The sequence below is a fragment of the Rothia sp. P4278 genome (assembly GCF_048512945.1).
Taxonomy (GTDB): Bacteria; Actinomycetota; Actinomycetes; order Actinomycetales; family Micrococcaceae; genus Rothia.
Map to the genome: position 1 here is coordinate 177,305 of NZ_JBLXXU010000001.1, position 26,050 is coordinate 203,354.

20 protein-coding genes and 2 tRNA genes are annotated in these 26,050 nt (G+C 56.3%); 9 read left to right on the forward strand and 13 right to left on the reverse strand.

What is annotated here, in order from left to right; genetic code table 11:
• Window positions 1-4: 4 nt before the first annotated feature.
• From ACN085_RS00745 to bcp, 7 genes are all read right to left on the reverse strand, one after another.
• The gene (locus ACN085_RS00745) at window positions 5-1,096 is read right to left on the reverse strand and encodes an S-(hydroxymethyl)mycothiol dehydrogenase (RefSeq protein WP_419110279.1); all 1,092 of its coding nucleotides are present in this window, start codon (window positions 1,094-1,096) and stop codon (window positions 5-7) included.
• 88 nt (window positions 1,097-1,184) lie between these two features.
• Entirely contained in the window at window positions 1,185-1,985 is an 801-nt protein-coding gene (locus ACN085_RS00750) for an alpha/beta fold hydrolase (protein ID WP_419110280.1), read from the reverse strand.
• Between the two features lie 81 nt (window positions 1,986-2,066).
• The gene (locus ACN085_RS00755; RefSeq protein WP_419105459.1) at window positions 2,067-3,164 is read right to left on the reverse strand and encodes a YihY/virulence factor BrkB family protein; all 1,098 of its coding nucleotides are present in this window, start codon (window positions 3,162-3,164) and stop codon (window positions 2,067-2,069) included.
• Window positions 3,165-3,308: 144 nt separating this feature from the next.
• Window positions 3,309-4,814 carry a malate:quinone oxidoreductase gene (locus ACN085_RS00760; RefSeq protein WP_419105463.1) on the reverse strand — a complete coding sequence of 502 codons (1,506 nt, stop codon included), beginning with the start codon at window positions 4,812-4,814 and terminating at the stop codon, window positions 3,309-3,311.
• Window positions 4,815-4,939: 125 nt separating this feature from the next.
• Entirely contained in the window at window positions 4,940-6,667 is a 1,728-nt protein-coding gene (locus ACN085_RS00765; RefSeq protein WP_419110281.1) for an ABC transporter substrate-binding protein, read from the reverse strand.
• 155 nt (window positions 6,668-6,822) lie between these two features.
• A tRNA-Leu gene (locus ACN085_RS00770) sits at window positions 6,823-6,904 on the reverse strand.
• Between the two features lie 74 nt (window positions 6,905-6,978).
• The gene (bcp, locus tag ACN085_RS00775; RefSeq protein WP_419100600.1) at window positions 6,979-7,449 is read right to left on the reverse strand and encodes a thioredoxin-dependent thiol peroxidase; all 471 of its coding nucleotides are present in this window, start codon (window positions 7,447-7,449) and stop codon (window positions 6,979-6,981) included.
• 267 nt (window positions 7,450-7,716) lie between these two features.
• Here bcp and ACN085_RS00780 point away from each other — a divergent pair, with 267 nt between their 5' ends.
• Window positions 7,717-8,277, forward strand: coding sequence for a MarR family winged helix-turn-helix transcriptional regulator (locus ACN085_RS00780; protein WP_419110282.1), 561 nt, complete (start codon window positions 7,717-7,719; stop codon window positions 8,275-8,277).
• Between the two features lie 156 nt (window positions 8,278-8,433).
• Window positions 8,434-8,506, forward strand: a tRNA-Lys gene (locus tag ACN085_RS00785).
• 70 nt (window positions 8,507-8,576) lie between these two features.
• Here the strand turns inward: ACN085_RS00785 and ACN085_RS00790 are convergent.
• The gene (locus ACN085_RS00790; RefSeq protein ID WP_419100598.1) at window positions 8,577-9,032 is read right to left on the reverse strand and encodes a hypothetical protein; all 456 of its coding nucleotides are present in this window, start codon (window positions 9,030-9,032) and stop codon (window positions 8,577-8,579) included.
• Window positions 9,033-9,506: 474 nt separating this feature from the next.
• Between ACN085_RS00790 and ACN085_RS00795 the strand changes: the two genes are divergently transcribed.
• From ACN085_RS00795 to metG, 6 genes are all read left to right on the forward strand, one after another.
• Entirely contained in the window at window positions 9,507-11,345 is a 1,839-nt protein-coding gene (locus ACN085_RS00795; protein ID WP_419110283.1) for an acetolactate synthase large subunit, read from the forward strand.
• Window positions 11,342-11,851 carry an acetolactate synthase small subunit gene (gene ilvN, locus ACN085_RS00800; protein ID WP_419100596.1) on the forward strand — a complete coding sequence of 170 codons (510 nt, stop codon included), beginning with the start codon at window positions 11,342-11,344 and terminating at the stop codon, window positions 11,849-11,851. Before ACN085_RS00795 ends, ilvN begins: the two co-directional genes overlap by 4 nt.
• 142 nt (window positions 11,852-11,993) lie before the next feature.
• Window positions 11,994-13,022, forward strand: a complete 1,029-nt coding sequence (gene ilvC / locus ACN085_RS00805; protein WP_419110284.1) for a ketol-acid reductoisomerase — start codon at window positions 11,994-11,996, stop codon at window positions 13,020-13,022.
• A gap of 287 nt (window positions 13,023-13,309) precedes the next feature.
• Window positions 13,310-14,905 (forward strand): phosphoglycerate dehydrogenase, encoded by a 1,596-nt coding sequence (gene serA / locus ACN085_RS00810; protein ID WP_419100594.1) that lies wholly within the window; start codon window positions 13,310-13,312, stop codon window positions 14,903-14,905.
• A gap of 313 nt (window positions 14,906-15,218) precedes the next feature.
• Window positions 15,219-16,316 (forward strand): hypothetical protein, encoded by a 1,098-nt coding sequence (locus ACN085_RS00815; protein WP_419110285.1) that lies wholly within the window; start codon window positions 15,219-15,221, stop codon window positions 16,314-16,316.
• Between the two features lie 205 nt (window positions 16,317-16,521).
• A complete protein-coding gene (gene metG, locus ACN085_RS00820; protein WP_419110689.1) occupies window positions 16,522-18,063 on the forward strand; it encodes a methionine--tRNA ligase in 1,542 nt (513 codons plus the stop codon).
• Window positions 18,064-18,153: 90 nt separating this feature from the next.
• On the opposite strand, the gene ACN085_RS00825 is transcribed toward metG, so the two are convergent.
• On the reverse strand, window positions 18,154-19,224 hold the full coding sequence (locus tag ACN085_RS00825; RefSeq protein WP_419099458.1) for a hypothetical protein: 1,071 nt from the start codon (window positions 19,222-19,224) through the stop codon (window positions 18,154-18,156).
• A gap of 115 nt (window positions 19,225-19,339) precedes the next feature.
• Here ACN085_RS00825 and ACN085_RS00830 point away from each other — a divergent pair, with 115 nt between their 5' ends.
• Window positions 19,340-20,284, forward strand: coding sequence for a hypothetical protein (locus ACN085_RS00830; protein WP_419110286.1), 945 nt, complete (start codon window positions 19,340-19,342; stop codon window positions 20,282-20,284).
• A gap of 146 nt (window positions 20,285-20,430) precedes the next feature.
• On the opposite strand, the gene ACN085_RS00835 is transcribed toward ACN085_RS00830, so the two are convergent.
• The 4 genes from ACN085_RS00835 to ACN085_RS00850 form a co-directional block, all read right to left on the reverse strand.
• The gene (locus ACN085_RS00835; RefSeq protein WP_419110287.1) at window positions 20,431-23,010 is read right to left on the reverse strand and encodes an FtsX-like permease family protein; all 2,580 of its coding nucleotides are present in this window, start codon (window positions 23,008-23,010) and stop codon (window positions 20,431-20,433) included.
• A 1-nt stretch (window position 23,011) separates the two neighbouring features.
• A complete protein-coding gene (locus ACN085_RS00840) occupies window positions 23,012-23,764 on the reverse strand; it encodes an ABC transporter ATP-binding protein (RefSeq protein WP_419099461.1) in 753 nt (250 codons plus the stop codon).
• A 118-nt stretch (window positions 23,765-23,882) separates the two neighbouring features.
• Window positions 23,883-24,644 (reverse strand): response regulator, encoded by a 762-nt coding sequence (locus tag ACN085_RS00845; RefSeq protein ID WP_419110288.1) that lies wholly within the window; start codon window positions 24,642-24,644, stop codon window positions 23,883-23,885.
• 82 nt (window positions 24,645-24,726) lie between these two features.
• Window positions 24,727-25,980: a sensor histidine kinase gene (locus ACN085_RS00850; RefSeq protein ID WP_419110289.1), complete on the reverse strand. Its 1,254-nt coding sequence runs from the start codon at window positions 25,978-25,980 to the stop codon at window positions 24,727-24,729.
• Window positions 25,981-26,050 lie beyond the last annotated feature (70 nt).

The window sequence follows — 26,050 nt, forward strand, 5'->3', positions numbered from 1 at the left end:
CTCCTTAGAGTTCAACTACCGAGCGGAGCACCTGTCCGGTCTTCATGGTTTCAAAAGCCTCATTGACCTGCTCCAAGCTGATGCGTTCAGAAACAAAACCGTCAAGGTTCAGGTTGCCCAGTAGGTAGTGGCGCACAAAGAGCGGAAAATCACGAGAGGGCAGGGTGTCTCCATACCAGGCGCTCTTAATGGAACCACCGCGACCAAAGACCTCATCCAGGGGTGCCTCCCAGGTGGTGCCCGGTGCAGGGACACCCACCAGAACAACCCGGCCTGCTAAATCACGGGCTTCAAAAGCCTGCTTGAAAGTTGCCTCAATACCGACAGCGTCAACCACCAGATCGGCACCAAAACCGCCGGTTAGCTGGCGGATAGCCTCTACCGGGTCCTGCTCCGATGAGTTCACGGTGTGGGTAGCACCGTGTTCCTTGGCACGAGCCAGTTTCAGCTCATCAATATCAACAGCAATGATGGTGGTGGCACCGCCCAGCTTGGCACCGGCAAGAGCGGCAGTACCCACACCACCGCACCCGATAACGGCCACGGTTTCACCACGTTCCAGCTCACCTGTATTGAGCACGGCACCCAAACCGGCGGTAACACCGCAACCCAGCAGGCCAATAGCGGCGTACTGGTCCTCAGTTAGGTCCTCAGTAATCTTGGTGCACTGACCGGCTGCAACCAGGGTCTTCTCGGCAAAAGAACCGATGCCCAGCGCCGGGGTCAGCTCGGTGCCATCCTCCAGACTCATCTTCTGGGTGGCATTATGGGTTGCGAAACAATACTGGGGCTTACCTTTTTGGCAGGCGCGGCATTCACCGCACACAGCACGCCAGTTCAGGATTACCAGGTCGCCGGGAGCCACATTGGTGACGCCCTCACCTACAGCCTCAACAATACCCGCTGACTCATGGCCCAACAGATAGGGGTAATCATCACCTACCCCACCCTGAACATAGTGGTGGTCAGTCTGGCAGACACCGCAGGTGAGAACCCTGACCAGGGCCTCACCGGCAAGGGGATCGGGCACGTTGATGGTCACCACTTCAACCGGCTGGTTCTTGGCACGGGAGATAAGGGCTTTAACCTGCTGCATCTTGTTCCTTTTCATCAGAAGATAAGTCGTGGAGCTAACCCGGTTTGTGGGGCGCTCGCGGTTTCTACGCTACCGTGTGTTGGCTCACCTAGCTAGCTGGTGTCTGCCTGTGACGAACCATGAACTCTATGGTGGTGGCTCTGAGCTTACCACTGGTCAGAATATTGATATGGTCGCGCCTGGGGTACTCTAACCAGACAGCTTGATCTGGGGCAAGGAGCTTGTAGGCTTTGAATGAATCACGGGCTACGGTGTCTTGATTACCCCGGAAAAAGAGAACGGGGCATGCAGGCAGCGGGCTGGAGGAAAAGCTTTCTATGGGTAGAGCCGCGAAGGCCTGAAGCTGGGGTTCTGGCACTGGCGAACCTGCCAGGATATCGGCAAAACCATCTGGGAGCCTGCCACCGGTGCGTAGTGCCCGGTTAATGAGGGGCACATGGTTGGTAAGCGGCATGGACCCTGCAACCAGGGAGCTAACGGCATCGGGGTAGAGCGAAGCGAGAGTCCAGCAGATACGGGCACCGATGGAATAACCTACCAGGTGCACCTCACCGCTGAGAGTAGCCAGGTAACTGGCCAGCGATTCAGCTATTGCGCTAAGCAGTCGCTGTGTGGCTGGTAGTTGGTAGCTGACAGCACCAGATGTTTCCTCAGCTGATTCTGGGAGCCGGTGGTAGGGCAGAGTCACCGTGTGGACTGTAGCACCCTGGGCCTGAAGCTGGCTGACCCAACGGGTATGGTGCCAGTTAACCATCGGTGTAGAGGCGAACCCGTGAACCAGAAGCACATGGGCTCCCTCCAAGGGTCGGGGTGGTTGCCCGCTGTCCTGCGGCGTAGGTGGGATAGAATCAACAACTAAAGGTAGCTGGTCGGTGGTGGCGGTGGTCATAGGCTCATCGTACGGTGCATATAGGGTGAAGAAAACCCCGGTCACTGACTGACAGCGCCGGGGCAACCTTGCAGGTGGGCTTTACTCCTTCTCTTTTTCTTGGGCCATCTTCTCAAAATCGACCCCGCTATGGGAGAGACGGATTTTTCGGCCTTCCTCAATCAATTCTTCCTGCTTCTGCTGAATCTTGATAGCCATAGTGTCGTCTCTGGGTGGTAAGCGCAGGTTATCTTCTGCCTTGATGCCTGCTTGAAGCTCACGGCTACGTTGGATCTCTGCATCAATCTGAGCACCGAGTAAGAGCACATTGTTCATGATCCATATGAATAGGAGCATGACGATAACGCCACCGATCAGACCGTAGGTGGCATTATATTTGCCAAAATTTGAAACATAGAAGCTAAAGCCGGTACCGGCCAATGCCATAAAGACCAGGGCGAAAACAGCGCCAGGGGTCAGGAAGGTTAATTTGGGCTGCCTGACATTAGGAGTAGCAAAGTAGAGCAGGCTGATCAGGACAACTGCTAGGGCCAGCATGATTGGGTAACGTAGCCACATCCAGATTCCGATGAATCCGCCCAACTCAAAGTCGGGAACTGCGGATTGGATCATCAACAAAACGTCCCCAGATGAGAGGAAGACCAACATCATGGATACTACGATGAGCACTAAAACGGTCGTAACCATGAGGTTAATAGGTCGTAGCTTCCAGATAGGGCGACCCTCAAGAACTCCATAGATTTTATTCATAGCACGGCCAAATGCCCCGGTATAGCCTGAAGCGGTCCACAGCGCACCGACAATACCGGTGACCAGGGCCAGACCGGCTGCACTGGAGCTGGTCAGCTGGGTGATGGGGTCCTCAAGAATCGTGAGCATTTCCTGAGGAGCATAATCTTGCAAGAAGCCCAAAATGGTCTTTGCCGTTTGTTCCCCCTGCCCAAAGACACCCAGCAAGGAAACGATGGCCAGCAAGGCTGGGAATATAGAGAGCACCGTGAAATAGGTCAGGGCCGCCGCTAGATCGGTGCACCCGTCGTGGCTAAACTCGCTGAGAGCCCTTTTAAAGATGTATTTCCAGCTGGACCCACTGACTTCGGTGAGCTTAGAGGGCTTGGGCCTTGCTTGGTGGGTTGGTTCTGTGCGTGAGCGTTTGACGGTCGTGGCTGCACGGCCCATAGATAAGTTTCCTTCGATGACTTGAGATGTTAATCAGTAGATATCCTATCAGGGGCTTGTGAGCGGCAAAATGCTGCTTACTTCAGGTAGAAAGAGTTGTGCCCCGGGCTTTTGAGCCCGGGGCCTTAGAGTCAGCCTGCCATACTAGTTGTCTATACCCAAAACCTTAGAGGTGTAGGCAAAGAGCTCATCGGCTAGCTGGTGGTTGTCGTTGAGCTTGACACCGTAGCCGGGAACTAGCTCTCGAATGCGTGGCTCCCATTGGCTAAGCTGCTGGGGGAAGCAACGGGCTAGCAGGTTCAGCATGATAGGTGCGGCTGTGGAGGCCCCCGGTGAAGCGCCGAGTAGAGCCGCTAGGCTGCCGTCGCCTGATGCAATGAGCTCGGTACCGAACTGTAGGACGCCGCCCTTCTTGGGGTCTTTCTTGATAACCTGAACGCGCTGACCGGCGGTGATGAGCTCCCACTCGTCATCGACTGCGGTGGGGTAGTATTCGCGCAGAGACTCAAGGTGCTTAGCACGATTCTTAAGCAGCTCACCGATCAGGTACTTGGTGAGGTCCATGTTATCCAGCCCGGCCCGCACCATGGGGACAAGGTTATCGGGGCGGAGCGAGAGCGGCAGGTCAAGCAGGGAACCGTGCTTGAGGAAGTTGGTTTTGAAACCCGCGTAGGGCCCAAAGAGCAGGGATCGCTTGCCCTTGACATAGCGGGTATCAAGGTGGGGAACAGACATGGGAGGAGCGCCCACTGATGCCTGGCCGTAGACCTTAGCATTGTGGCGCAGGGCGGTTTCCTGGCTGGTGTTGCGCATGAAAAGGCCCGAGACGGGGAAACCGCCGAAGCCCTTGCCCTCTTTAATGCCAGATTTTTGGAGGAGGCTGAGGGCACCACCGCCGGCACCCAGGAAAACGAAGCGTGCACGGATGGTTTCTTGCTGCCCCTTTTCCTTGAGGTTCTTGGCTGTGACCACCCAGCTACTGTCGCTTTGCTGGTTGAGATCGGTGACCTGCTGGCCGTACTGTACCGATACACCCTGGTCTACCAGGTAGTCGAGCATCTGCTGGGTGAGGTTGCCGAAATCGACATCGGTGCCCTCCGGTGACCAGGTGGCGGCAAGGGGCTGGCTGGGGTCGCGGCCCTCAACGGCCAGGGGAGCCCACTCACGAATCTTGTCGATATCGGTGGAGAACTGCATGCGCTCGAAGAGCTTCTGCCCTTCGAAGGCTTCAAAGCGCTTGGCCAGGTAGTTGGAATGTTCCTGACCGAAGACCAGAGACATGTGGGGTACGGGGTTGATGAAGGAAGCGTCCTTGAGTTTTCCTTCTTCAACCAGCGATGCCCACAGCTGGCGGGAAATCTGGAACTGTTCGTTGATGCCCAGAGCTTTTGCTGGGTCAACGGTACCGTCCGGCCCTGCCGGTGCGTAGTTGAGCTCGCAGAGGGCCGAGTGGCCGGTGCCTGCGTTGTTCCAGGGGTTTGACGATTCCTGTCCAGCCTCATCAAGGCGCTCTAACAGGGTGATGTTCCAGCTGGGTTCTACTTCTTTGAGTAGGACACCCAGGGTTGCGCTCATGATACCGCCGCCGACTAAAAGGACGTCGGTTTGTACTTCATTAGCCACTGTTTGACACTCCGTCGCTGTACTCAGACTTGGCGCCGAGCTGGGGCGCCTTGTGTGTGGGGTTTCACCCCAGGTTCCTTATTAGCCTAGTACAGATAGGGCGACCTACCTAACACTGTGACGGGGTTGCGCCCTAATCTCTATGGCTGGTGTCAATTCTCTACATCCACCGTTGAGAACACATCGAGGCAGGTAGCAGTGACGGTGTAGCGTGTGACCCGTGCGCCCTGAGTGACACCGGATACCGGGTAGGCCAGGGGGATAGCGGGCAGGAGCTCAGAGACCTGCGCGTTGAGTTTGCGGTAGGCATCGCGCCAGGCAGAGATGTCGGTGATGCTGTCTGCCTCGTCAATGGCTTGCATGATGCTGGTGTAGCTTGATGCGGCTTTGGAAGGGTCGTCGGTAGCTGGTTCCCCTGTACTTGGGGTAGAAGTCGATCCCCCTGGGTGCATGCTGATCTCAGCTGGTGCTCTTGATGCGGGCGCAAGAACCTGCCCCAGGAAAGCAGTGGGGTCGCGGTAGGCGCCGATAAAACCTGCCAGTTCTAGCCCGTAATTGGGGTGTTTGGCAGGGATATCGTCACTTCCTTGGTCGGTCCACTGGTAGGGTTTGGGCACAAGGTTGAAGCCCGCACTGATGAGGTTGGTTGCAATAAGAGAGTAAATGCCCTCTGGTGAGGGTAATGAGGCCAGCGAAATATTGACAGGGTAGTAGAAGTCGATGCTCTGGTTAGCGTAGGTTGAGGTTCGCAGTAACTCTTTTGCCTTCGTCGCTGAGTAGTTATAGACCTCCCCGGCTTCGGGGTTCTTCATCTGAAAAAGTGCGGGGATAAAATCGGAGGCTGCCTTGGTTCCCTGGGGGTAGTAGGCGCTAATGAGGGCGGCCCGGTCAATAGCGCAGGCTAGAGCCTGACGCACTCTGAGGTCATCGAAAGCTGGGTGGGCTAGATTGATGCCGATATAAGCAACGGCATAGGGGTCACGAGATTGCACCGCGTACCCATCAAGGGCCAGAGGGACATAGTCTTTGAGGGCTACCTGGTCGTAGGCGTCAATCCGGCCTTCAACAAGGTTGTAATAGCGTTTCTCGGCACCGGGAATAGTCACAAATTCCAGGCGGTCAATCTCGGGTGCTGTCCCTCTGTAGTTCTCAGAGCGTTCGAGAACAGCCGTGGCTCCATCCCAGCTTTTAAGAGTGAAAGCGCCGCTACCGATGGGCGATTCAACCGCTGCCGTATTGTTGGCAAACTGGTCAGGCTTCATAATTCCACATGCGGGCTGAGTGAGGGCTTTGAGGAAACTAGCGGAGTGGCGTGAGAGGGTAACTGTAAAACGGGTGTCAGTTTCAGCCGACCAGGCGCTGACCAGAGCTGGGGCTGGTCGCCCACTGGCGCGGGGGGTTTCTGCTAAGAGGTGGGCGTAGGCCTGGTTGAGCTGCGTCAAGGGAGCTGCGGCCAGAGTCTTCCACCGGTCAAAGTTCTGGGAGATACTCTGTGCATTTAGGGGGCTACCATCACTAAAAATTAGATCCTTGTCTAAGGTGAAAGTGTAGGTGAGCCCGTCGTCGCTGATATCCCATTGCGAAGCCAAGCCGGGGACAGGCTCGCCCGTGTTGACGTCTGCCCCTACCAAGGGGTCAAGAATCTGGGCGCTGATGCGGTGGCTTTCAATGCGGGTAGTAGCGGTAGGGTCTAAGGACTGTATCTGCGCAGCCTGTGCAAAACGGAATACTTTACCGCTACCGCTAGAAGCTGTTGCGCCCCTCGGTGTGGCGACGGGTTGGCGGGGTGCTGAGGTAGAGCAGGCACTGAGTGCAAAACCAGCGCTGAGCGCAGCGCCAATGCCTAGAGCCTCCCGGCGAGTTACTGTCTCTGCTGCCATTGCTATTACCTCTTGATGACATGGCTGGGCCCCGCCCAGGGCCGCTATCGGGTCTTGGGGCTGAGGGGTTACTGTTGACTCCCTTTGGGGGGAACATAATCAAAAAACCCGCTCAACCGGGAATGAACCGGGCGAAACGGGTTATTGATATAGAGTGCGCGAGGAGGGACTTGAACCCTCACGCCGTAAGGCACAGGAACCTAAATCCTGCGTGTCTGCCAATTTCACCACTCGCGCAGGTGGTGCTGTAAGCACAACACAGAAAATCATACAGCACCAGGTGAGCTTTTTCCTAATTGATGGTGGGTGAGCTAGCTATCAATTCCCAGATCGCGGCGGAGCTTTGCAACATGCCCCTTGGCCCGGACGTTGTACTGGGCAAGAGCGACTTTTCCGGCTTCATCAATAACGAGGGTTGAGCGAATGAGGCCTACATAGGTTTTCCCGTAGTTCTTTTTCTCTCCCCAAGCGCCGTAGGCTTCGGCAACGGCGTGGTTCTCGTCGGAGAGCAGGGGGAAGGGTAGGTCCTGGGTGGCGGTGAATTTATCGAGTGCAGCGATACCGTCGGGAGATACCCCCAGAACCTGGTAGCCATGTGCGCTCAGTGACTCAAGGCTGTCTCGGAAGTCGCAGGCCTGGGTGGTGCAACCGGGAGTAGAAGCCTTGGGGTAGAAGTAGAGGATTACTTTGCGACCGGTGAAGTCTGCTAGCGAGACTGTTGAGCCACCGGCGGCGGGGAGCGTAAAATCAGGGGCGGTAGCTCCTGGCTCGAGACGTGCCATGGTATCTGCCTTTCAGATAGTGAAAACAATGGGGAAATCGTAATGATATCCCGTGAAGAATATGTGGGTCGAAAACCAGCTTACCAAGTAGGTCGGTGCCCTAAATAGGTTGGAAGGTCGCGGCCTTGAGAGGCTGGCTAGAGCTCCTTGTTAACTTGAAACGCTTGTAATGCGCCCGGTTTAGCATCAGCTAAACGTGTCTATACTGTTGGCATGCCAGAAATTCGTAATTGGTCTATTAATAGACTCCTCTCAACAGCTGCACGCATGCTGGAATATAGCTGGAATGCTCAGCTTAAATCCTTAGGTCTTACTCATGCCGGTGTCACGGCTCTCGATGTGATTGCACGGGAAGGCATGATCTCCCAGGTTAAGGTTGCCTCCCTGGTCGGCGTTCAGGCGCAGACTATGGGAAAGACCTTGGCCCGGCTCGAAGCCCACGGGCACGTCTTTCGTACACGTAACACGATCGACCGCCGGAGCTACCTCTTAGGTATTACCGAGGAGGGGCGGCGGGTCCTGGCTGAAGCGGAAAACGTTGACCGTATGCTGGGTTCAGCCGGTGAGCTGTCGAACCCTAAATTTCGTGAAATGTTGGTACATATCATTGAGAGCCTCAGCGAGCATCACGGTGGTGGCGAGGTCTTAGCGGGCTTGGCCGAAGAGCAGTCCGCGCAGATTGGCGCCCTGACCCATTCCTTGGTTCAGGGCAGCGGCGGTGAGGGTTTGCCCCCTGAGACCAATGTCGAGGCGGTAGCGCAGGAACGCACTATCACAGCGGTTATGGATGTCATTACCCCCGAGACGATTGTTCAAGGTCATTCATAGCACTGCACTGGCTCCCTGAAGTGGCCGGTTTGATAGCAGGTTAAAACTGGTTTTTATGAAGGTTCTCACAAACACCCTTATGGGTTTGTGCAGTCCCCATGGGGTGTGTATAGTATTTATCTGTTGCCAGGGAAACCTGGTCAAACAAATGAATATGCGCCTCTAGCTCAATTGGCAGAGCAATTGACTCTTAATCAATGGGTTCTGGGTTCGAGTCCCAGGGGGCGCACAGAAGAAGAGAGGCCTGACCGGTTTACCGGTCAGGCCTCTCTTGTGCGTGCCTATACATTGACAGGTGACTACAGGGCCCATGCGTCAATGATGACCCGTTTGAAATCTTCAATATCAAGGGCCTGGTCCAAGACCCCCGATCCCTGACTCGTTTCAACAAAGTGCTTGGGGTCAAAGGTAAGAGAAAAAGAGGTTCCGTTGGTTGCCTCTAGCCCAAAATTGAGGTCTGTGACGGCAAAGGTGCGAGCCGCATTTGTGTTATCAATCGAGGTGGGGGTGCCCAAGCTACGAATCTGAGGTAGGTCGAGGGGAGCGATAATCGCCTCCCGGGGGGTGTCCCGGTAACCGACCAGGAAGTAACGCTGCTCGTCCTCCTGGAGTGAAGCCACATCGGAGTTACGGTAAATAGCTGAACCTGTTGCAAACACAAGGTTATAGGCACCGTAATTGATGATCTGGCTATCGAAGACCGTGTGAAGGGCCTTGGCGATCTCATTGCTGGTGAGCTGATGTGAGGCAGTCATGCCCCCAGTCTACGGTGCAGGGCTGTGGCTCGGGGCAGTTAAGCCTGTGGGGATATTAAATGACACAAGATGACAGCGGCATCCGCAGGGGGACCCAATGGGTGTTCGCCCGCTGACGAGGGCAGGCTTGCGCTGCTCACCATAGACCTGTGACCAGCCGAGATTTTTTACGCGCAGTGAACCCAGTAACGAAATATAGTGTCATATTCTAAGACCGGTTTGACCTGCTGGCCGGGAAAAGCCAAGAATAAAGAGTATGACATCACACCAGCAATCACAGATTATTCTTGTGGTGCGACTCCTAGCGGAGTGCGCAGCATAAGATGCTCTGTATCTGATGGCGTGCGCACCCTTCGCTCAACCAAGCGGAGGGTTTTTTTCTAGGTAAAACCGTGACCCGGTAGCACCTGGCCCACAGGGCGTACCCCACCGCTCGCACACAAGACTATCTTCGGACCACCACTAGGATCACCCATGACGACGGGACAACCCATCAACCCGGCAGATCTCGCAAAGAATCTGAGGGCTGCATCCGCACCCTCAGAACCCTCACCCCTTGAACGTATGACAGGCTCCCAGGCTATCGTCCGTTCGCTCGAAGCGCTGGGCGTCACCGATATCTTCGGCCTGCCCGGTGGAGCCATCCTTCCCACCTATGACCCCCTCTACGACTCCGAGCAGCTCAATCATATTCTGGTGCGTCATGAGCAGGGGGCTGGGCATGCAGCGGAAGGCTACGCTATTGCAAGCGGCAAGGTCGGTGTGGCAATCGCTACGTCCGGCCCCGGTGCAACCAACCTGCTGACCGCTATTGCCGATGCCAATATGGACTCTGTACCGCTTGTTTGCATTACCGGTCAGGTATCTTCGGCCGTTATCGGTACCGATGCCTTCCAAGAAGCAGACATCGTGGGCATGACCATGCCGATTACCAAGCACTCCTTTATGGTGCGGGACCCTCAGGAAATTCCGCGGTGCATCGCAACAGCTTTCCACATTGCCTCCACCGGTCGCCCCGGCCCCGTCCTGATCGATATTACCAAGGACGCCCAACAGGGTATGATGGACTTTTCCTGGCCTCCTGTTACCCATGAGGCACGCGGCTACAGCATCGTTACCCGCGGCCACTCCAAGCAGATCCGTGAAGCAGCCAAGCTCATCACCGAATCCCAGCGTCCGGTCCTATATGTGGGAGGCGGTGTTGTACGCGCCGGTGCATCGGAAGAACTCATGAAGCTGGCCAAGCTGACCGGGGCACCAGTTGTCACCACGCTGACTGCTCGTGGTGCCTACCCTGACTCCGACCCCCAGAACCTGGGTATGCCCGGTATGCACGGAACCGTACCAGCGGTAACAGCCATGCAAAAGTCCGACCTGCTGATTACCCTCGGTGCTCGTTTCGACGACCGTGTTACCGGTGTTGTCTCGGAGTTCGCCCCGGAAGCTAAGGTCATCCACGTTGATGTTGATCCGGCTGAAATCTCCAAGATCAGGGTTGCAGATGTGCCCATCGTGGGTGATTTGCGCCAGGTCCTTCCCGAACTCAATGAGATTCTGGCCGGTGAGTTCTCCAGCGCCCTGCCAGACCTCACGGACTGGTGGACACTGGTTAATAATTTCAAGCAAACTTACCCCCTGGGCTACACCAAGACCAATGACGGCTTGGGCGCACCCCAGTACGTTATCCAGAAGATTAGCGAAATGACCGGCCCCGATGCCTACTACGTCACCGGGGTTGGCCAGCACCAGATGTGGTCAGCTCAGTTCATCACCAACGAAAAGCCCCGCCACTTTATCAACTCAGCGGGCCTGGGTACCATGGGCTTCTCCGTACCCGCCGCTATGGGTGTCAAGGTCGCCTTCCCCGACTCGATTGTCTGGGCCATTGACGGCGATGGCTGCTTTCAGATGACCAACCAAGAGCTGGCAACCTGCGTCCAAAACAAGATCCCCATCAAGGTCGCAATTATCAATAACTCGTCCTTGGGCATGGTGCGCCAGTGGCAGAACCTCTTCTACGATGGCCGCTACTCCAATACCCACCTTAAGACCGGCATCGGTACCGAACGGGTCCCGGACTTTGTCAAACTCGCGGAAGCCTACGGTTGTGCCGGTTTGCGCTGTGAACGTGATGAAGACGTTGAGGCAACCATCGCCCAGGCCCTGGCTATCAACGACCGGCCCGTTGTGGTGGACTTTAACGTCAGCCCCGATGCCCTGGTCTGGCCAATGGTTCCAGCCGGTGTATCCAACGATTTAATCCAAGTTGCTAAAGACATCTCACCGACCTGGGATGATGAGGAGATGCTATGAGTCGCCACACCCTCTCTGTTCTCGTAGAAGATAAGCCCGGTGTGCTGGCCCGCGTATCTGGCCTCTTCGCGCGTCGTATGTTTAATATCGATTCCCTGGCTGTGGGCCCCACCGAGGTCCCTGGAATCTCAAGGATAACGGTTGTAGTGGACGCAAGCGATTTGCTCCTGGAACAGGTCACCAAACAGCTCAATAAGCTCATCCATGTCCTTAAGGTTGTTGAACTTCCTGCTGACAACTCAGCTCAACGTGACCACATCCTCATTAAGGTGCGCGCCGATGTTGCAGCCCGTATTCAGGTGACCCAGGCCGCTGACCTCTTCCGGGCTAGCATCGTCGATGTCTCCCCCGAATCGGTGGTCATTGAGGCAACCGGATCAGCCAACAAAATCAACGCTCTTCTTGAAGTGCTTGAACCCTTTGGTGTGCGGGAAATTGTTCGCGCAGGAACCATCGGCCTCTCCCGTGGCTCTCGTTCCATGAACGAAAAAGCCCTCCGAAGCTAGAACCGGATCTAGCTCACTTACTTTCACAATGTAAAGCCCCTGTCTACCCACGGCAAGCGCCGCTATGTAGGTTAGAGGTTTTCAAACCCCACAGATCGGGTAGCGCCAGCTACCCCTCTACCGATCAAGGAGATCGAAACACATGGCAAAGATCTATTACAACGACGATGCAGACCTGGCCAATATCGCAGGGCGCTCCGTAGCGATCATCGGCTACGGTTCACAGGGCCACGCTCACGCCCTGAACCTGCGCGACTCAGGCGTAGATGTCCGCGTTGGTCTTGCAGAAGGCTCAAAATCCCGTGCCAAGGCCGAAGCAGAAGGCCTGCGCGTACTTACCGTTGCAGAAGCAGCAGCCGAAGCAGATGTCATCATGATTCTGACCCCGGACCAGGTCCAGGCAGAAGTGTTCAAGAAGGATATCGCTCCCAACCTCAACGAAGGTGACGCTCTCTTCTTCGCCCACGGCTTCAACATTGTCTTTGGCTACATCGAAGCTCCCGCCGGCGTAGATGTTGCCATGGTCGCCCCCAAGGGTCCTGGCCACACCGTTCGCCGCGAATTTGAAGCTGGCCGCGCGGTTCCTGCCCTGGTAGCCGTTGAAAAGGATGCCTCAGGTAAGGCACTGGACCTGGCTCTGGCTTACGCCAAGGGCCTGGGCGCAACCCGCGCCGGTGTCATTGAGACTACCTTTAAGGAAGAAGCCGAGTCAGACCTCTTTGGTGAGCAGGCTGTTCTCTGCGGTGGCGCTTCACAGCTCATCCAGTACGGCTTTGAGACCCTGACCGAGGCTGGCTACCAGCCTGAAATTGCATACTTTGAGGTTCTGCACGAGCTCAAGCTGATTGTTGACCTGATGATTGAAGGTGGCATTGCTAAGCAGCGCTGGTCCATCTCTGACACCGCTGAGTACGGCGACTACGTTTCCGGCCCTCGCGTTATCACCCCCGAGGTCAAGGAAAACATGAAAGCTGTTCTGGCCGATATCCAAAGTGGTGCTTTCGCCAAGCGCTTCATGGAAGACCAGGCCGCAGGCGGCCCCGAGTTCAAGGAACTTCGAGCTAAGGGCGAAGCGCACCCCATCGAAACCACCGGCCGCGAACTGCGTAAGCTCTTTGCATGGACCAACAGCGTGGATGCCGACTACGTTGATGGTTCTGTAGCTCGCTAAGGCGCATGAAGACCGTTCGCTGCTTGAGCGCCGACACTCTCTGAGCTGAAGCCGACTACCTGCCAAACCGTCAGGTGGTCGGCTTTGGTTGTTCTATGACCCTTACAGCGGTCAGACGGAGTGCCCCCTGTAGCCCTTAAGGTGAACTACAGGATGCACCTACTCCGGCCCCTCGCAGAGTCCTGCACCGGGGGGGCAACCCCCAATCTTTGATGAGGCGTCCTTAGGGTCCGAAGCGCCTCTGCCCATACGAGAGAACACCCTCATTACCTGAACCAAGGAAAACCGTGACTGCAAAACCAGTTGTACTGATTGCCGAAGAACTATCACCTGCCACTGTCGAAGCCTTGGGCCCCGATTTTGAGATCCGCACCTGCGACGGGGCAGACCGCCAACAGCTCCTGAAGGCTATCACCGATGTGGACGCTATTCTCGTCCGCTCTGCCACCCAGGTCGATGCCGAAGCTATTGGAGCTGCCAAGAAGCTCAAGGTGATTGCTCGAGCCGGTGTAGGCCTAGATAACGTCGACATCAAGGCCGCCACCAAGGCCGGTGTCATGGTGGTCAACGCACCTACATCCAATGTTATTTCTGCTGCAGAACTGACCCTAGGTCATATTCTGGGGCTAGCCCGCAACATTGCGGCCGCCGACTCTTCGATGAAGGCAGGGGAGTGGAAACGCTCCCAGTTCTCCGGGGTCGAGCTCTACGAAAAGACCGTAGGCATCATTGGTCTGGGCCGCATCGGTGGCCTGGTGGCTGAGCGTCTGCGTGCCTTTGGCACCGAGCTTATTGCCTACGACCCCTTTGTTACGACCGCGCGTGCCGCGTCACTTGGCGTTGAGCTGGTGGAGCTGGATGAACTGATTGAGCGGGCAGACTTCATCACTATCCATATGCCCCGTACCCCAGAGACCCTGGGCATGATTAATGCCAAGAGCTTCAAGAGGATGAAGAAGAGCGCTTACGTCATTAACGTGGCCCGCGGCGGGCTGATTGACGAAGCTGATCTCGATGCCGCACTGCGAAGCGGTGAGATTGCCGGCGCCGCCATTGATGTGTTCGTCAAGGAGCCGGCTAAGAAGGTTCCCTTTGTTGGTTTGTCGAATGTTGTGGCAACCCCTCACCTAGGTGCCTCAACCTTTGAAGCCCAGGAGAAAGCAGGTATCTCGGTGGCTAAGTCGGTACGACTGGCCCTTGAAGGGGATCTGGTGCCCGATGCGGTGAACGTTGCCGGTGGGGCCATCGACAAGGACGTGCGCCCCGGCGTGCCCCTGGCCGAAAAGGTTGGCCGGATTTTGACCGCCATTGGCGGCGACGAAGCCTTGACCCGCGTTGAAGTCAAAATCGCAGGTGAAATCGCCACTAAGGACGTCACCTCACTCAAGCTCTCAGCCCTCAAGGGGGTCTTCACCGATGTTGTCTCCGATAAGGTGTCCTACGTTAACGCCCCGATTCTGGCTGAGCAACGCGGCCTTGCGGTGGAGCTGGTGACCACCACCGAAACCGATTACTTCCGCAACGAAACCATTCTGACCGGCGCCCTGGCAAACGGTGAGGTTGTATCGGTGGCAGGTACCGTGACCGGCCCCAAGCTCATTGAGAAGCTGACCAACGTCAACGGCTACGATGTAGAAATCGCCATTACTGACCACATGCTGGTTCTGGAGTATGAGGACCGCCCCGGCGTCATTGCCGCTATCGGTACTTTGCTGGGTACAGCCTCCATCAATATCGCCGGTATGCAGGTTTCTCGCCACGAGAAGGACGCGCAGGCCCTATGTGTTCTGGCCCTTGACTCAGCACTGACCTATGAGGTCTTGGAATCCATCAAGCGGGTCGTGAATGCTTCACGCGCCGCAATTATCAACTTGGCTGACTAAGCTCTGAGTTAGCCTCGGCATGGGGTGCCTTCTATCTCCCGATTGGGGGAGGGGAGGCACCTTTTTTTGTGGGCTGATGGGGAATGACCAGTGGGCTCATGAGCGGTTCTTGTGGGCTTAAGATAAATGTTTTGCCATATCAGAATAATATTAAGAGGGTGAAGGTGATGCGCAATACTGGTAGGTTAAAGCCGGTCGCTAGCAACCGCTGGGGCTTACAGCCTCTGAAATAAGGGGCGCACTGCGGGGTCAATATCCTGGCAGTTCCCAGCGGTTCTGGCCCCCCACAGACCCCCGAGATAAAGGATGTTCAATGTCTTCTGCACACCCCATTAGCCGCCGGGCTCTGGCACCCCTGTTCCTTGGAGGTATAGCGGCTATGGCCCTACCCGTGGAACAGGCATCAGCAGCCGTAACCTCACCACTTAGCCCCGCCTCCTACCTGGCGCGAGGAACGGTTGCCCAGCGGAATGTCTCGCAGATGCCGGTGCTCTCCAACTCTGCACAGATGGCCAACTACCTCAAGAATCTGCACAGCAGGTATGTGAGTGACCGGTTTAGAGGCAAGCTACCTCTGAGCGGTAATGTCTTCGCCTACAATATCCCCATTCATACGGTCAATAGCAAAGACCCCGCCCAGCACTACGAATGGTTCTACAGCCTCGATAACCGGGTTAGATACCAGAGTGATGAGTATAAGAGGCTGATGGGGGCTGAAAGGGCTGTACGCCTGCCCGTCCCTAAGAACTTCCAGATTCCCGGTGGTGGGGACCGCTCTATCGCTATTTACGATCGGGGAACCGGTATCTGGCGTTCCCTCTACCAGGTCAAGAAAACAACCAGTGGGAGCCATGCCGGTCAGTGGCATTACAGCTCCGGCGGCTATATTAAAGATGCTCACAAGCTCCCCGGTTCTAAGCACAGCCTGCAACTGACCGGAGGCACAAGTTCGGTGGTCGGGATGGCCAGCGAACTCACCCAGATCGGTATTGACGAGGTTCTTGCTGGTTCTATCAACCACGCAGTCTCTTTCACCCTGCCTAATGCGCGTAGCGGTTTCTCCTGGCCTGCACGCCAGGGGGACGGTAACCTGACCCATGCTCTGGCACCCTATGAGGGGCAGTGGTTCCGCATCAACCCCGCAGTTAACCTCAATACCCTGGGGTTGCGCCCACTAACCCTCATGATCGCGCAAGCCGTGCAGAAATACGGTGGCTATGGCAGTGACCGTAACATTTGGTGCATGGCGGCTAACTACGAGTATGACACCAGCCAGCCCCAAGCAAACCAGGGCAATTCACGCTGGTACACCCAGGTGCAGAAAAAGTACGGCCAGGCACCCGAAAACCTGCATGATTTCCCCTTCCAACACCTCCAGTTCGCTCCCAAGGACTGGCGCGGCGGGCTTTAGACCCATGGCACTGGGGGGGTGAACAACTCCCGGGTTCGGCTACAGAAGTAGCTTAGCTACCCCCTGCCTACCAGCTCTGAACCCCGCATCAGCCAGTTGGTGGGCAGGGCTCATGCCCTATCTAGTGCCGAACAGACAGTTCTTACGACGAAGAAGTGGAGTGGGCAGGTCGCCGGTTTGTTCCCCACCCTGTAAAATCATGACTATGACTGCTACCCCCTACTACATCACCACCGCAATTTCTTACCCCAACGGCGCCCCTCATATCGGCCATGCCTATGAGGTCATTGCCGCTGATGCCATGGCCCGTTTCAAGAAACTAGACGGTTTTGATGTGCGCTTCATGACCGGTACCGACGAACACGGCCAAAAGATGCAAACCACTGCACAGAAGCAGGGGAAGAGCCCCCAGGAACTAGCCGACGAAAACTCAGCCCGATTCCGCGCAATGGCTGAGCTCGTGGGAGCCAATTTTGACCGTTTTATTCGCACCACCGACCCCGACCACTACGCCGCATCTCAAGCCATCTGGAAGAAGATGGAAGAGAAGGGCGATATTTACCTGGATAAGTACGCAGGCTGGTACTCGGTCCGCGATGAGGCCTACTACACCGAGGAAGAAACCGAACTGCGTGACGGTGTGCGCTATGCGATTGCTACCGATACAGAGGTGGAATGGACCGAAGAAGAATCCTACTTCTTCCGCCTCTCAAAGTACGCCGACCGCCTGCTTGACCTGTATGAAACCGAGGGCTACGTCTACCCCGAAACCCGCCGTAACGAGCTGGCCTCTTTTATTAAGGGTGGCCTCAACGACCTCTCCATCTCCCGCACAACCTTTGACTGGGGCGTACCTGTACCCGGCAACGACAAGCACGTCATGTACGTGTGGGTCGATGCGCTTACCAACTACCTGACAGGTGTGGGCTACCCCGATACCGACAGCGAACTCTTCACCAAATACTGGCCTGCTGATATGCACCTGATCGGAAAGGACATCACCCGTTTCCATGCTATCTACTGGCCTGCCTTCCTCTGGTCCGCTGGGCTGGAACTACCCCAGAAGGTCTTTGGCCACGGCTTCTTGCTGGTGGACGGCGAAAAGATGTCAAAGTCCATCGGCAACACCGTGGACCCCGCAGACCTGGTAGCAGGCTTTGGCCTGGATCAGCTCCGCTTCTTCCTGCTCCGCGATGTTTCTTTCGGTCAGGACGGTTCCTACTCAGCCGAGGCTATCAAGAACCGTATTAACTCCGACCTGGCCAATGATCTGGGTAACCTGGCCCAGCGCTCACTGTCTATGGTTGCTAAGAACTGTGAGGGCACTGTTCCCCAGCCCGGGCAGTTTACTGCGGAGGATACCGCTATGCTTGAGGCCGCAGGTGCTCTGCTGGAGCAGGTCCGGGCTGACTTTGATATTCTGGCCTTCCACCGTGCCCTAGAACGTATCTGGCAGGTTGTCGGTCAAGCTAACCGCTACTTCACGGCCCAGGAACCCTGGAAGCTCCGCAAGACCGACCCGGAACGTATGAACACCGTTCTGTACGTGACCGCTGAGGTTCTACGCATTGTGGCAACCCTCACCCAGCCGGTCATGCCTACCTCTATGGGTAAGCTCCTAGACCTACTGGCTGTGGCACCGGAAAACCGTAGCTTTAGGGACCTTGACCGGGCCCTGGTCGCTGGTACTGTTCTGCCCGCGCCTGCGCCGATTTTCCCGCGTTATGAGGAACCCAAGGACGCCTAACCCGTAGCCACCGGTAAGAATAGCAAATAGAGCTCAGGCCCGCCCCCAAGATAAGGGGAGCGGGCCTGAAGCTATCCGAGGTAAGAATCTTTAGAACCAGCCCAGTTGGGTGACCCGGTAATAAATCTGTTGTGCGATAGCGACATAGCCCCAGCCATTGAGGTGGAAGCCGTCGGTGGCATAGAAGCTGGGGGGAATCTTCCCCTCCTTGTAGGCGGCGCGGTCCTTATCGGATGACCAGACCCCGGACCCTGCCAGCGCACCGTAGCGGAGCCAGCTTTCCTGGGTGGTTTCACGGAGAAAGGTCTCGGGGTTCATGAATCTATCCCCGAAGGTTTTAGCTGCCCAGGTGTTGTAGGTTTCGACCTGCTTAGCTTGATCTGATGTGTTTGAATCCTTTTGGGCGCGGAAGTGCCCCAGAACAATCGAGCGGGTGGGAGCCATATCAAAAGCCCGCTGGGTATCTTCCTGTATACGGGAGGTTTCAGCCAGATTGTTGCGACCGATTTGAAGCACATGGTAGCAAGCGCGGCTAATCATCTCCTGGTAGGAGTAAAGCCAGGCTGCAGCTGTATCGGAGGGCGCATAAATTTCTTCGCCGGGTACGGTTCGGGTGAAAATCAGGCTACCGTCTGTGGCACCAGCAGTCAGTACACCGGGCGCACCGCCGATATAACCCGGTACCTGTGTTGAAGTACCCCACTTGACATCTGCCTCAGGTGCAAGTGTCACATTGACGCTACCCGATGCTGGAACCCTATTATCTGGCAAGGCCAGCTTGTAGCGGCTGTGGCCTACACCGCGACGGGCCGCAATCATTGAGGAAGTATCGCCGCTACGCCCAAAACCGAGAACCGGCACAGAGAGATAGCTTGAAAGAAGCTCAGGTAGGGTTGCTTTGACTCCGGCAGGAACACCTTGATCGGCGTAAGCTCCTTCTACGGATGAACTGCCCCAGATGGCTAAGGAAGGGCCAGAAACAGTGGGGTAAATGTATTCTGCGGGGAAGACAGTAGAGCTGGCATCGGCTGCCTGAGCCGCCTGCTGACCGGCCAAGCCCCCTGCAGCTGCTGTGGCCACAGTTGCAACGCCCGTGAGGGTTGCAAAACGGACGAGGTCGCGGCGGCTGGTGCGAACTCCTGGCTGTGTTTCAGGTGTCATGGTGGTGCGGTTGCTACTTTCTGTGACGAGTCCGTCGTGTCATCAAGGGAGGTTGTGGTGATGCCCGACTATTTATAGTAGTTAGAATGGATGATGATTAGCTAGGGAGGCTTGCGTGTCATTACTTACTGCCCACGGTGTGAAGGCCGGTACGAGCCTGGCCCTTTTGCTTGCTGTGGCCCTGACTGGGTGTAAGCCCCAGCCCCAAAATTTCCAGCAGCTTGAGCCTGAACAAGCAAACCCGGAGCACATTACCGCTCTTGAGAGTTTGATGTATCCCCCTGAGGGCGCAGAAAAGGCTCGCCGTGCTTTTGTTGAACGCTGCGTAGCTCAAGCCGGGGGTAAATACCTGGAGCCGGTTGCGGTGCATAGCCTGGGCCACGCTGTCTATACCGGGCGCACTACTGATGAGTTGAAAGCTAACGGGTACGGGCCTTTGCCCGCCCAGAGCGACCGAGCAACTGCCAGCTTTGACCAGGCTGGTCTTGATGCCTACCTGGGCAAGGGCGATAGTACCTTGAGCGTGAGCTTCATGGATTATTCCAGTGGGGAACTGAAAGCTGACGGCTGTATGGCTCAGAGCTATGAGTACCTCTATGGGTCGGTTGAAAACGGTATTAAGGCCGCCCTCTTAGCTCCCCAGTTTGGCTCGGCTATCGCCGATAGCCTGCGCTCGGACGAGAAGTACGTTGAGTTGCAGAGGCAGTGGGCTAGCTGTATGTCCGATGCAGGCTTTGGCCAGGTCAAGAGTACCGACCTGGCCTCTTACCAGGCTAGCCTGGTAGGCCAGGCGGATGCTAAGAAGATGCTGGAGGCCGATATTTCCTGTCGTGAAAGACATTCTTTTGATTCCTCCGTTTCTGAGCTCAAAAATTCTTACTACGAGTCCGTTTACAAACGGCTCAAGCAGTTCAAGGATGAGCTTGAAGCCATCCACGCTACCTCCCAGGAGCGGGTGGAAGCGGATAAGGCCGACCCCAAGAACACCTCACCGGTCACCCTACCTACACCCTCTGAGAGTGCTAGCGCCTCAGCTGAGCCAACAGCCACAGCATCCTAGGGGCGCGGCCAGCCTTCCCCACCCTCCTGCTAGCCTCCTGGTGCTCATCGGTGCCGTGCCCAGCTCATACTGGCCCAAAGCTCGTAGAGGTGGGCACAGCACCGAATTTCTTGGCCCTATATGAACTAGTAGTGTGCCTACCAGCTTTAGGGGGTCTCTTGCAGGCTGACGACCGGTGAGAGACGCGAAGCCCGCAGGGCTGGGATCAGGCTAGTGAGCCAGGTCAGAGCGACCCCGCCGATCAGAATCAGGAGCAGGTCCCAGCCATGAACAGAGTAGTTCATGCTAAAACCATTGGTGGCATACACCTGCAAGAGCAAGATCGCACAAGCATAACCAGCCCCAATACCCAACAGTATGGACAGCAAAGCCACCAGGGTCGTCTCGAAGGAAATCATGGCCCTCAACTGTTTCTTGCTCATACCCGCAACCCTCAACAGGGCGTAGGGGCGGCGCCGCTGGTAGGCGCTCAGAATCTGGGTATTGGCTATACCAATCAGAGTAATAGCCAGGGTTGCCCCCAGTAGCCCCAGGGCAACGTAGAGGCCTATGTTTAGACCCAACTCAATATCTCTACCCATGGTCAGGCTCCCGTAGAGGCTACCCTGGGCAAGCCCCACCTGGCTCTCAAGGCCCTTCAAAGCCGCCAACTGCTGATCGCTACTGAGCGAGGGGTCAAAGCCAAGAATCAGGGCGGGTGAGTCGGGGGAAGGCGAGGTAGCCAGAAGCTCGGAACCGCTTATTCTCTGACCTGTTACCCGGGTCATGACAGGTCCAAACAAATCAGTATCCGTATAAACAACAGTCAGTTCCTGGCTCTTGTGGGTTCCAGCAACCCTAATTTTGCTACCCTCTACCAGACCGAGTGATTCAGCGCTTGAGGCATTGATGAGGAGCTGGTCATCGGCCAAGGGGTGCGGGAAATCATAGGGAGCTAAGCGATCTAGCTGAGAAGCATCGAGAGAATATACGCTCACTCTGTTGGCATCCTGGTAGAGCTTATTCTCCAAGGAGCCCTGGGGGATTGCCACAGTCGCCGCATCTACCCCGCCAAAAGCCTGAACTTCTTGCTCCAAGCGGGTGCTAGCCTCCCAGCTCTGAGCACTCACAAAGCCCGAAGCAGGGAAAGGGTAGGAACGCTCAATATCCTCAAGGACGGAAACCTTCAGGCTAGTGAAACCGGTCATGAGAGCAGCTAGAAAGGCTGCGCAGATAAAGAGCATCCGGCCGCTAGCTACGGTCTGGCCCTTAGCCTGCCGGATATTACTATGGGCCATACCGGCGGTAGTAAATGGCTGGCAGAACCTGCTCGTCACAGCGAGCAGGGGGGATAGGAAGAAAGGGAAAACCAGGACAAGGAGGGTTGCCAGGGCAACCGTGGCCAGCACATACCCTGGCTCTAAGGGAGAACTCTGAGCCCAGAAGATACCCACAGCTACCAGGGCTACAAGGAGGAGCACCAGCAGCCAGAACCAGACCTTCTTAAGGACGCTCCTTGTCCGGGGCTCAGGTACGCTCTGGATGGCTGTGATGGGCGAAATCTTGCGCATTGACCAGGCTGGTGCCAAAGCGCTAAGGACGGCAACAGTCCCACAGATAAAGAGGGAGATGAGGGCTGGGACGGGGGAGAAATCGATCATGTAGCCCCCGGTCATAAAAGTGGATATAAGGAATGCCAGGCCATAGGCCGTGACGATACCCGCTAGAGCAGAAAGCACACCCAGCATGAAGGCCTCCAGTAGGAGCATCCGCACCAGAGCAAAACGGGTGGCACCCAGAGTACGGAGCAGAGCCAGTTCGCGGGTACGCGAGGCCGCGTAGACCCGGTAGGTATTAGCTATCACAAAACTGGACATGAGGAGGGATAGCAGGCCGAAGCCCAGAACAACGGCGGTGACCTGTGAGATCCCCCCGGTGAAGTCATCTACATCCTTTTGGATTTGTTCCTCTACAGTAGAGACCGCCACCTCAAGCCCTGCTGATGTGAGCTGCTGCTTGAAATCATGGGCTGAAACCCCCGGTGCTAACTTGACCATCATCATGCTGTAGCCGCTACTGGGGTCAGCTTCACGTGACTTGGTGTAGTCTGCGGTCAAGCTACCGCCGGTGAAGACCATATTATTCATAGGTCCCGTAGCAGCTTTTTGTGCGTAGATACCGCTGATTTTAAAGTCACTGGTTGGGGGTAATCCCTGAAAGTCAACGGGTAGGGTGTAGTCAGTCATCCGTACCGTCTGCCCAACTCTCAGATCGGAGTTTTGAGCAAGGGAGGAGGGTATGAGGACCTGACTGCTGGTGCTGGGGAGATCACCCTCTTGAAGGGTGAGAGAGAGAACAGAATCATCGGCCGCTAAATCAGTGCGTTTGACCAAAAAACTTGGTTCTTGGGCCCCCGAGCCAGCTAAATACATGACATCATCAGCTGTTGCTACACCCCAACTGGATTTGACCAGGGAACTAGCCTGAACCTGCTGGGCAGCCTTCTGACTCAAGTAGGGGGGACTTTCTATAACAAACTGGCTGTGATCAGGGTCCTCCAAGACCAGATCCGAGTTCCCATAGAACTGGGCCGCTGACTCACGCAAGCTAGTCATGAGCGACAGGTTGCTGATAAGAACCGCTGAGAGGAAGAAAGCCGAGATAGCAATACCGATGGAGGTCAGCGCAAAGCGCAGCCTGTGCTTACCCAGGTTAGAGCGGGCAACGGTGCCCAATGTGGTTGCCATGCTATTCACCCAACCCAGAAAGCGCCGCAAGCACTGACTCGCGGGTGGGTGATTCAAGCACACCGGCCAATTTGCCGTCGCGCAGCAGTACTACCCGGTCAGCATAAGAGGCCGCTACCGGGTCGTGGGTGACCATGAGAATGGTCTGCCCCTGAGCGCGGGCAGCCTGCTGTAGCAGATCTAAAACCTCGGCACTAGAAACTGAGTCCAAAGACCCGGTTGGCTCATCGGCAAAAATGACGGCGGGGCGGGGTAGAAGCGCTCTGGCAATGGCTACTCGCTGCTGCTGGCCACCCGATAGCTCAGCCGGGGCATGCTTAAGCCGGTCCGTCAGGCCCAGAACCCGTACCAGCTCATCACGCCAAATATTATCAACCTTCATCTTGGCAAGACCCAGGGGCAGATCAATGTTCTGGCCTGCGGTCAGTGTGGGGACCAGATTGTAGGCCTGGAAGATAAAGCCGATATTCTTGGCCCGGAACTCTGCTAGCACGGAATCTTTGAGGCCCAGCAGTTCGACACCCCGTACCTGCAAAGAAGAATCAGTCCCGGGGTCTGGGGTATCGAGGGTGGCAAGGACATGGAGCAGAGTGGACTTGCCAGAACCTGAGGGGCCCATAATGGCCGTGAACTTGCCGCGTTCAAAGTCGATGCTGACCTGATCGAGGGCGCGCACGGACGAAGTACCGCTTCCGTAAGTTTTGCTGAGGTTGCGTGCGCCTACCGCAACGGGAAATGTGTGGTGTGTATTCATAGTTCCAGTCTGGCAAGAGATCTACCTGGATACATCAGGCCTGGGAGTGAAACCTGGGAAGGACCTCATACCCGGGTATGAGATACCTGTTCCCGGCCTGGAACGACCGACAAGTAGCCTAGGGCAGGAGGCCTGCCTCATAGGCCATAATGACGACCTGCACACGGTCGCGGGCGCACAACTTGGCCAGAATATGGGAGACATGCGTCTTGACGGTTGCCTCCGACACAAAAAGCTCTGAGGTGATTTCAGCGTTGCTGAGGCCCCGGGCCATGAGCATGAAAATCTCGAACTCGCGGGCAGTCAAGCTGGCTATTTCCTGCTGGTGTTTACCGCTGGACCGAGCAGAGGAGCCAGCCTGCCGGTCCGCGGGTAAGCCAGCAAACCCCACGGCCTGGCCCGCGCCCTGACCGGATGGGGCATCCTGCGCTAGCTGGGGGATAATCATCTGCTCCAAGAGACGCTTCGTAGCACTTGGTGCAATGACGGCATCCCCCCGGTAGATAGTACGGATAGCCTCCAAGAGCTGCTCAGCAGGCGCGTCCTTAAGCAAGAAGCCACTGGCCCCGCGCTGGACCGCCGCGTAGACATAGTCATCAATATCAAAAGTTGTCAGCATAACGATACGAACGGAGGGGTAGCCCGCAATAATTGCCCCGGTCGCCTCGATACCATCCATGACCGGCATACGCACATCCATGAGCACCACATGGGGTACAGAACCCTGCCCCGCCAACTGCCGGGTAAGCTCCACAGCTTCCTGGCCATTCGATGCCTGACCTATCACCGTCAAATCAGGCTGGGAACCAACCAACATGGCAAGGCCAGAGCGCACCAACTGCTGATCATCAACCAGCATGACCCTAATCTTTCCGCTCATCGTCTCTTCTCAATCCTCTCGACCTTCAACAACTTCTCTCTTAACAGCTGGCCTGCCCCGGCCAAAAAGACAGCCAGCGCTCTTAGGGAGCAAACGGAATCTGCGCAAAGACCCTAAACGAGCCGTCCGCCAGGCGACCGTAATGCAAGCTACCCCTATACATATCAACTCGTTCCCGCATACCCAGCAAACCACGGCGGGCACCGGCCAAAGGCTCCGAAGCCTGAACCTGGGGCGCATTGACCACATCAATATCTAAGGAACGCTTACCCTCACGAACCGTCACCGTCACCAGCGGGGTCGTGGGGCTATGCTTACGCACATTGGTCAGAGCCTCCTGCACAATACGGTAGACCGTCAGCTCAGCCCCCTGCGGCAGCTTCTCATCAACTCCCTCGCACTCCCACACCAGCCTGGCATTAAAACCCAGCTCCTGCATCTGATCCACCAGCTGCGGCACATTGTGCAAAGCCGGTAGAGGCTGAAAAGCGGCGCCCTCATCCGTCCGCAAAACTCCCAGCAGGGAACGCATCTGCTGCAAAGAAGAACGAGCCGTCTCAGAAATAGTCCCTAAGGCGGCAATCTCCACCGGCTCGACCAGCTCACCGCCTCGGGCGGAAGACTCTAGCTCCGCCTGCTGACGGGCTTGAGCCACATACCGTGCCCCGTCCGCCTGCGTAATAATGACCGAAAGAGAATGAGCCACAATATCGTGCATCTCCCTGGCAATACGCGCACGCTCATCCAGGGCCGCCATAACCCGCTCCTGCTCCCGCTCATGCACCAACTGCCGGTTACGCTCAACCAGCGACCTCTGCCGGTTATCCCGCAAGCGCCTAGTATCACCCAGAAACCAGGCAATCGTGCACAAGGCGGCACAAAAGAAGAAAATAACCAGAGAAAGAACCAAAAGCTCAACGGTGCTCCAGCTATAGACAGAAGCAAGCTGAAAACCCGCACTAGCCCCAGCCACCACTGAAGCCACCAAAAAAAGAACAATAGTTACTATACGCACCCGGCGCTCGCCGTACCTGGCCCAGTGATAGACCGCCAGCGGAGCCACCCACCACATATCAAGAGCCGGGAAGGGCAAAACAACAGTAACCAGCAAGCCCACAAGGACTAAAACAGTCACGGTCTTTGGCCTGCTATAGCGGAAATAGAGACTGCCGGTCACCACCGCCCAAAGGAGCATATAGAGCCACCAGAGATTACCGTTGAGGCCCGCAATACCGGTAAAACCAACCGTAAACAACTGGCACAAGGCAACAAAAATACCGTTCACCCAGCGCTTACGCCGAGCCAAAACAGCCGGTTCAAATAGAAAGCTCTCCACCCCACCAGTTTAGGTTGCACCCGCACCCAGAACCCAGCACCCACCCTGCACCAGGCCCAAGTTCATACCC

Excerpts from the sequence above, each read along its gene's own strand:
- ACN085_RS00745 (WP_419110279.1), bottom strand. The coding sequence starts at position 1,096 with ATGCAGCAGGTTAAAGCCCTTATCTCCCGTGCCAAGAACCAGCCGGTT.
- ACN085_RS00750 (WP_419110280.1), bottom strand. The coding sequence starts at position 1,985 with ATGACCACCGCCACCACCGACCAGCTACCTTTAGTTGTTGATTCTATC.
- ACN085_RS00755 (WP_419105459.1), bottom strand. The coding sequence starts at position 3,164 with ATGGGCCGTGCAGCCACGACCGTCAAACGCTCACGCACAGAACCAACC.
- ACN085_RS00765 (WP_419110281.1), bottom strand. The coding sequence starts at position 6,667 with ATGGCAGCAGAGACAGTAACTCGCCGGGAGGCTCTAGGCATTGGCGCT.
- bcp (WP_419100600.1), bottom strand. The coding sequence starts at position 7,449 with ATGGCACGTCTCGAGCCAGGAGCTACCGCCCCTGATTTTACGCTCCCC.
- ACN085_RS00780 (WP_419110282.1), top strand. The coding sequence starts at position 7,717 with ATGCTGGAATATAGCTGGAATGCTCAGCTTAAATCCTTAGGTCTTACT.
- ACN085_RS00790 (WP_419100598.1), bottom strand. The coding sequence starts at position 9,032 with ATGACTGCCTCACATCAGCTCACCAGCAATGAGATCGCCAAGGCCCTT.
- ACN085_RS00795 (WP_419110283.1), top strand. The coding sequence starts at position 9,507 with ATGACGACGGGACAACCCATCAACCCGGCAGATCTCGCAAAGAATCTG.
- ilvN (WP_419100596.1), top strand. The coding sequence starts at position 11,342 with ATGAGTCGCCACACCCTCTCTGTTCTCGTAGAAGATAAGCCCGGTGTG.
- ilvC (WP_419110284.1), top strand. The coding sequence starts at position 11,994 with ATGGCAAAGATCTATTACAACGACGATGCAGACCTGGCCAATATCGCA.
- ACN085_RS00815 (WP_419110285.1), top strand. The coding sequence starts at position 15,219 with ATGTCTTCTGCACACCCCATTAGCCGCCGGGCTCTGGCACCCCTGTTC.
- metG (WP_419110689.1), top strand. The coding sequence starts at position 16,522 with ATGACTGCTACCCCCTACTACATCACCACCGCAATTTCTTACCCCAAC.
- ACN085_RS00825 (WP_419099458.1), bottom strand. The coding sequence starts at position 19,224 with ATGACACCTGAAACACAGCCAGGAGTTCGCACCAGCCGCCGCGACCTC.
- ACN085_RS00835 (WP_419110287.1), bottom strand. The coding sequence starts at position 23,010 with ATGGCAACCACATTGGGCACCGTTGCCCGCTCTAACCTGGGTAAGCAC.
- ACN085_RS00840 (WP_419099461.1), bottom strand. The coding sequence starts at position 23,764 with ATGAATACACACCACACATTTCCCGTTGCGGTAGGCGCACGCAACCTC.
- ACN085_RS00845 (WP_419110288.1), bottom strand. The coding sequence starts at position 24,644 with ATGAGCGGAAAGATTAGGGTCATGCTGGTTGATGATCAGCAGTTGGTG.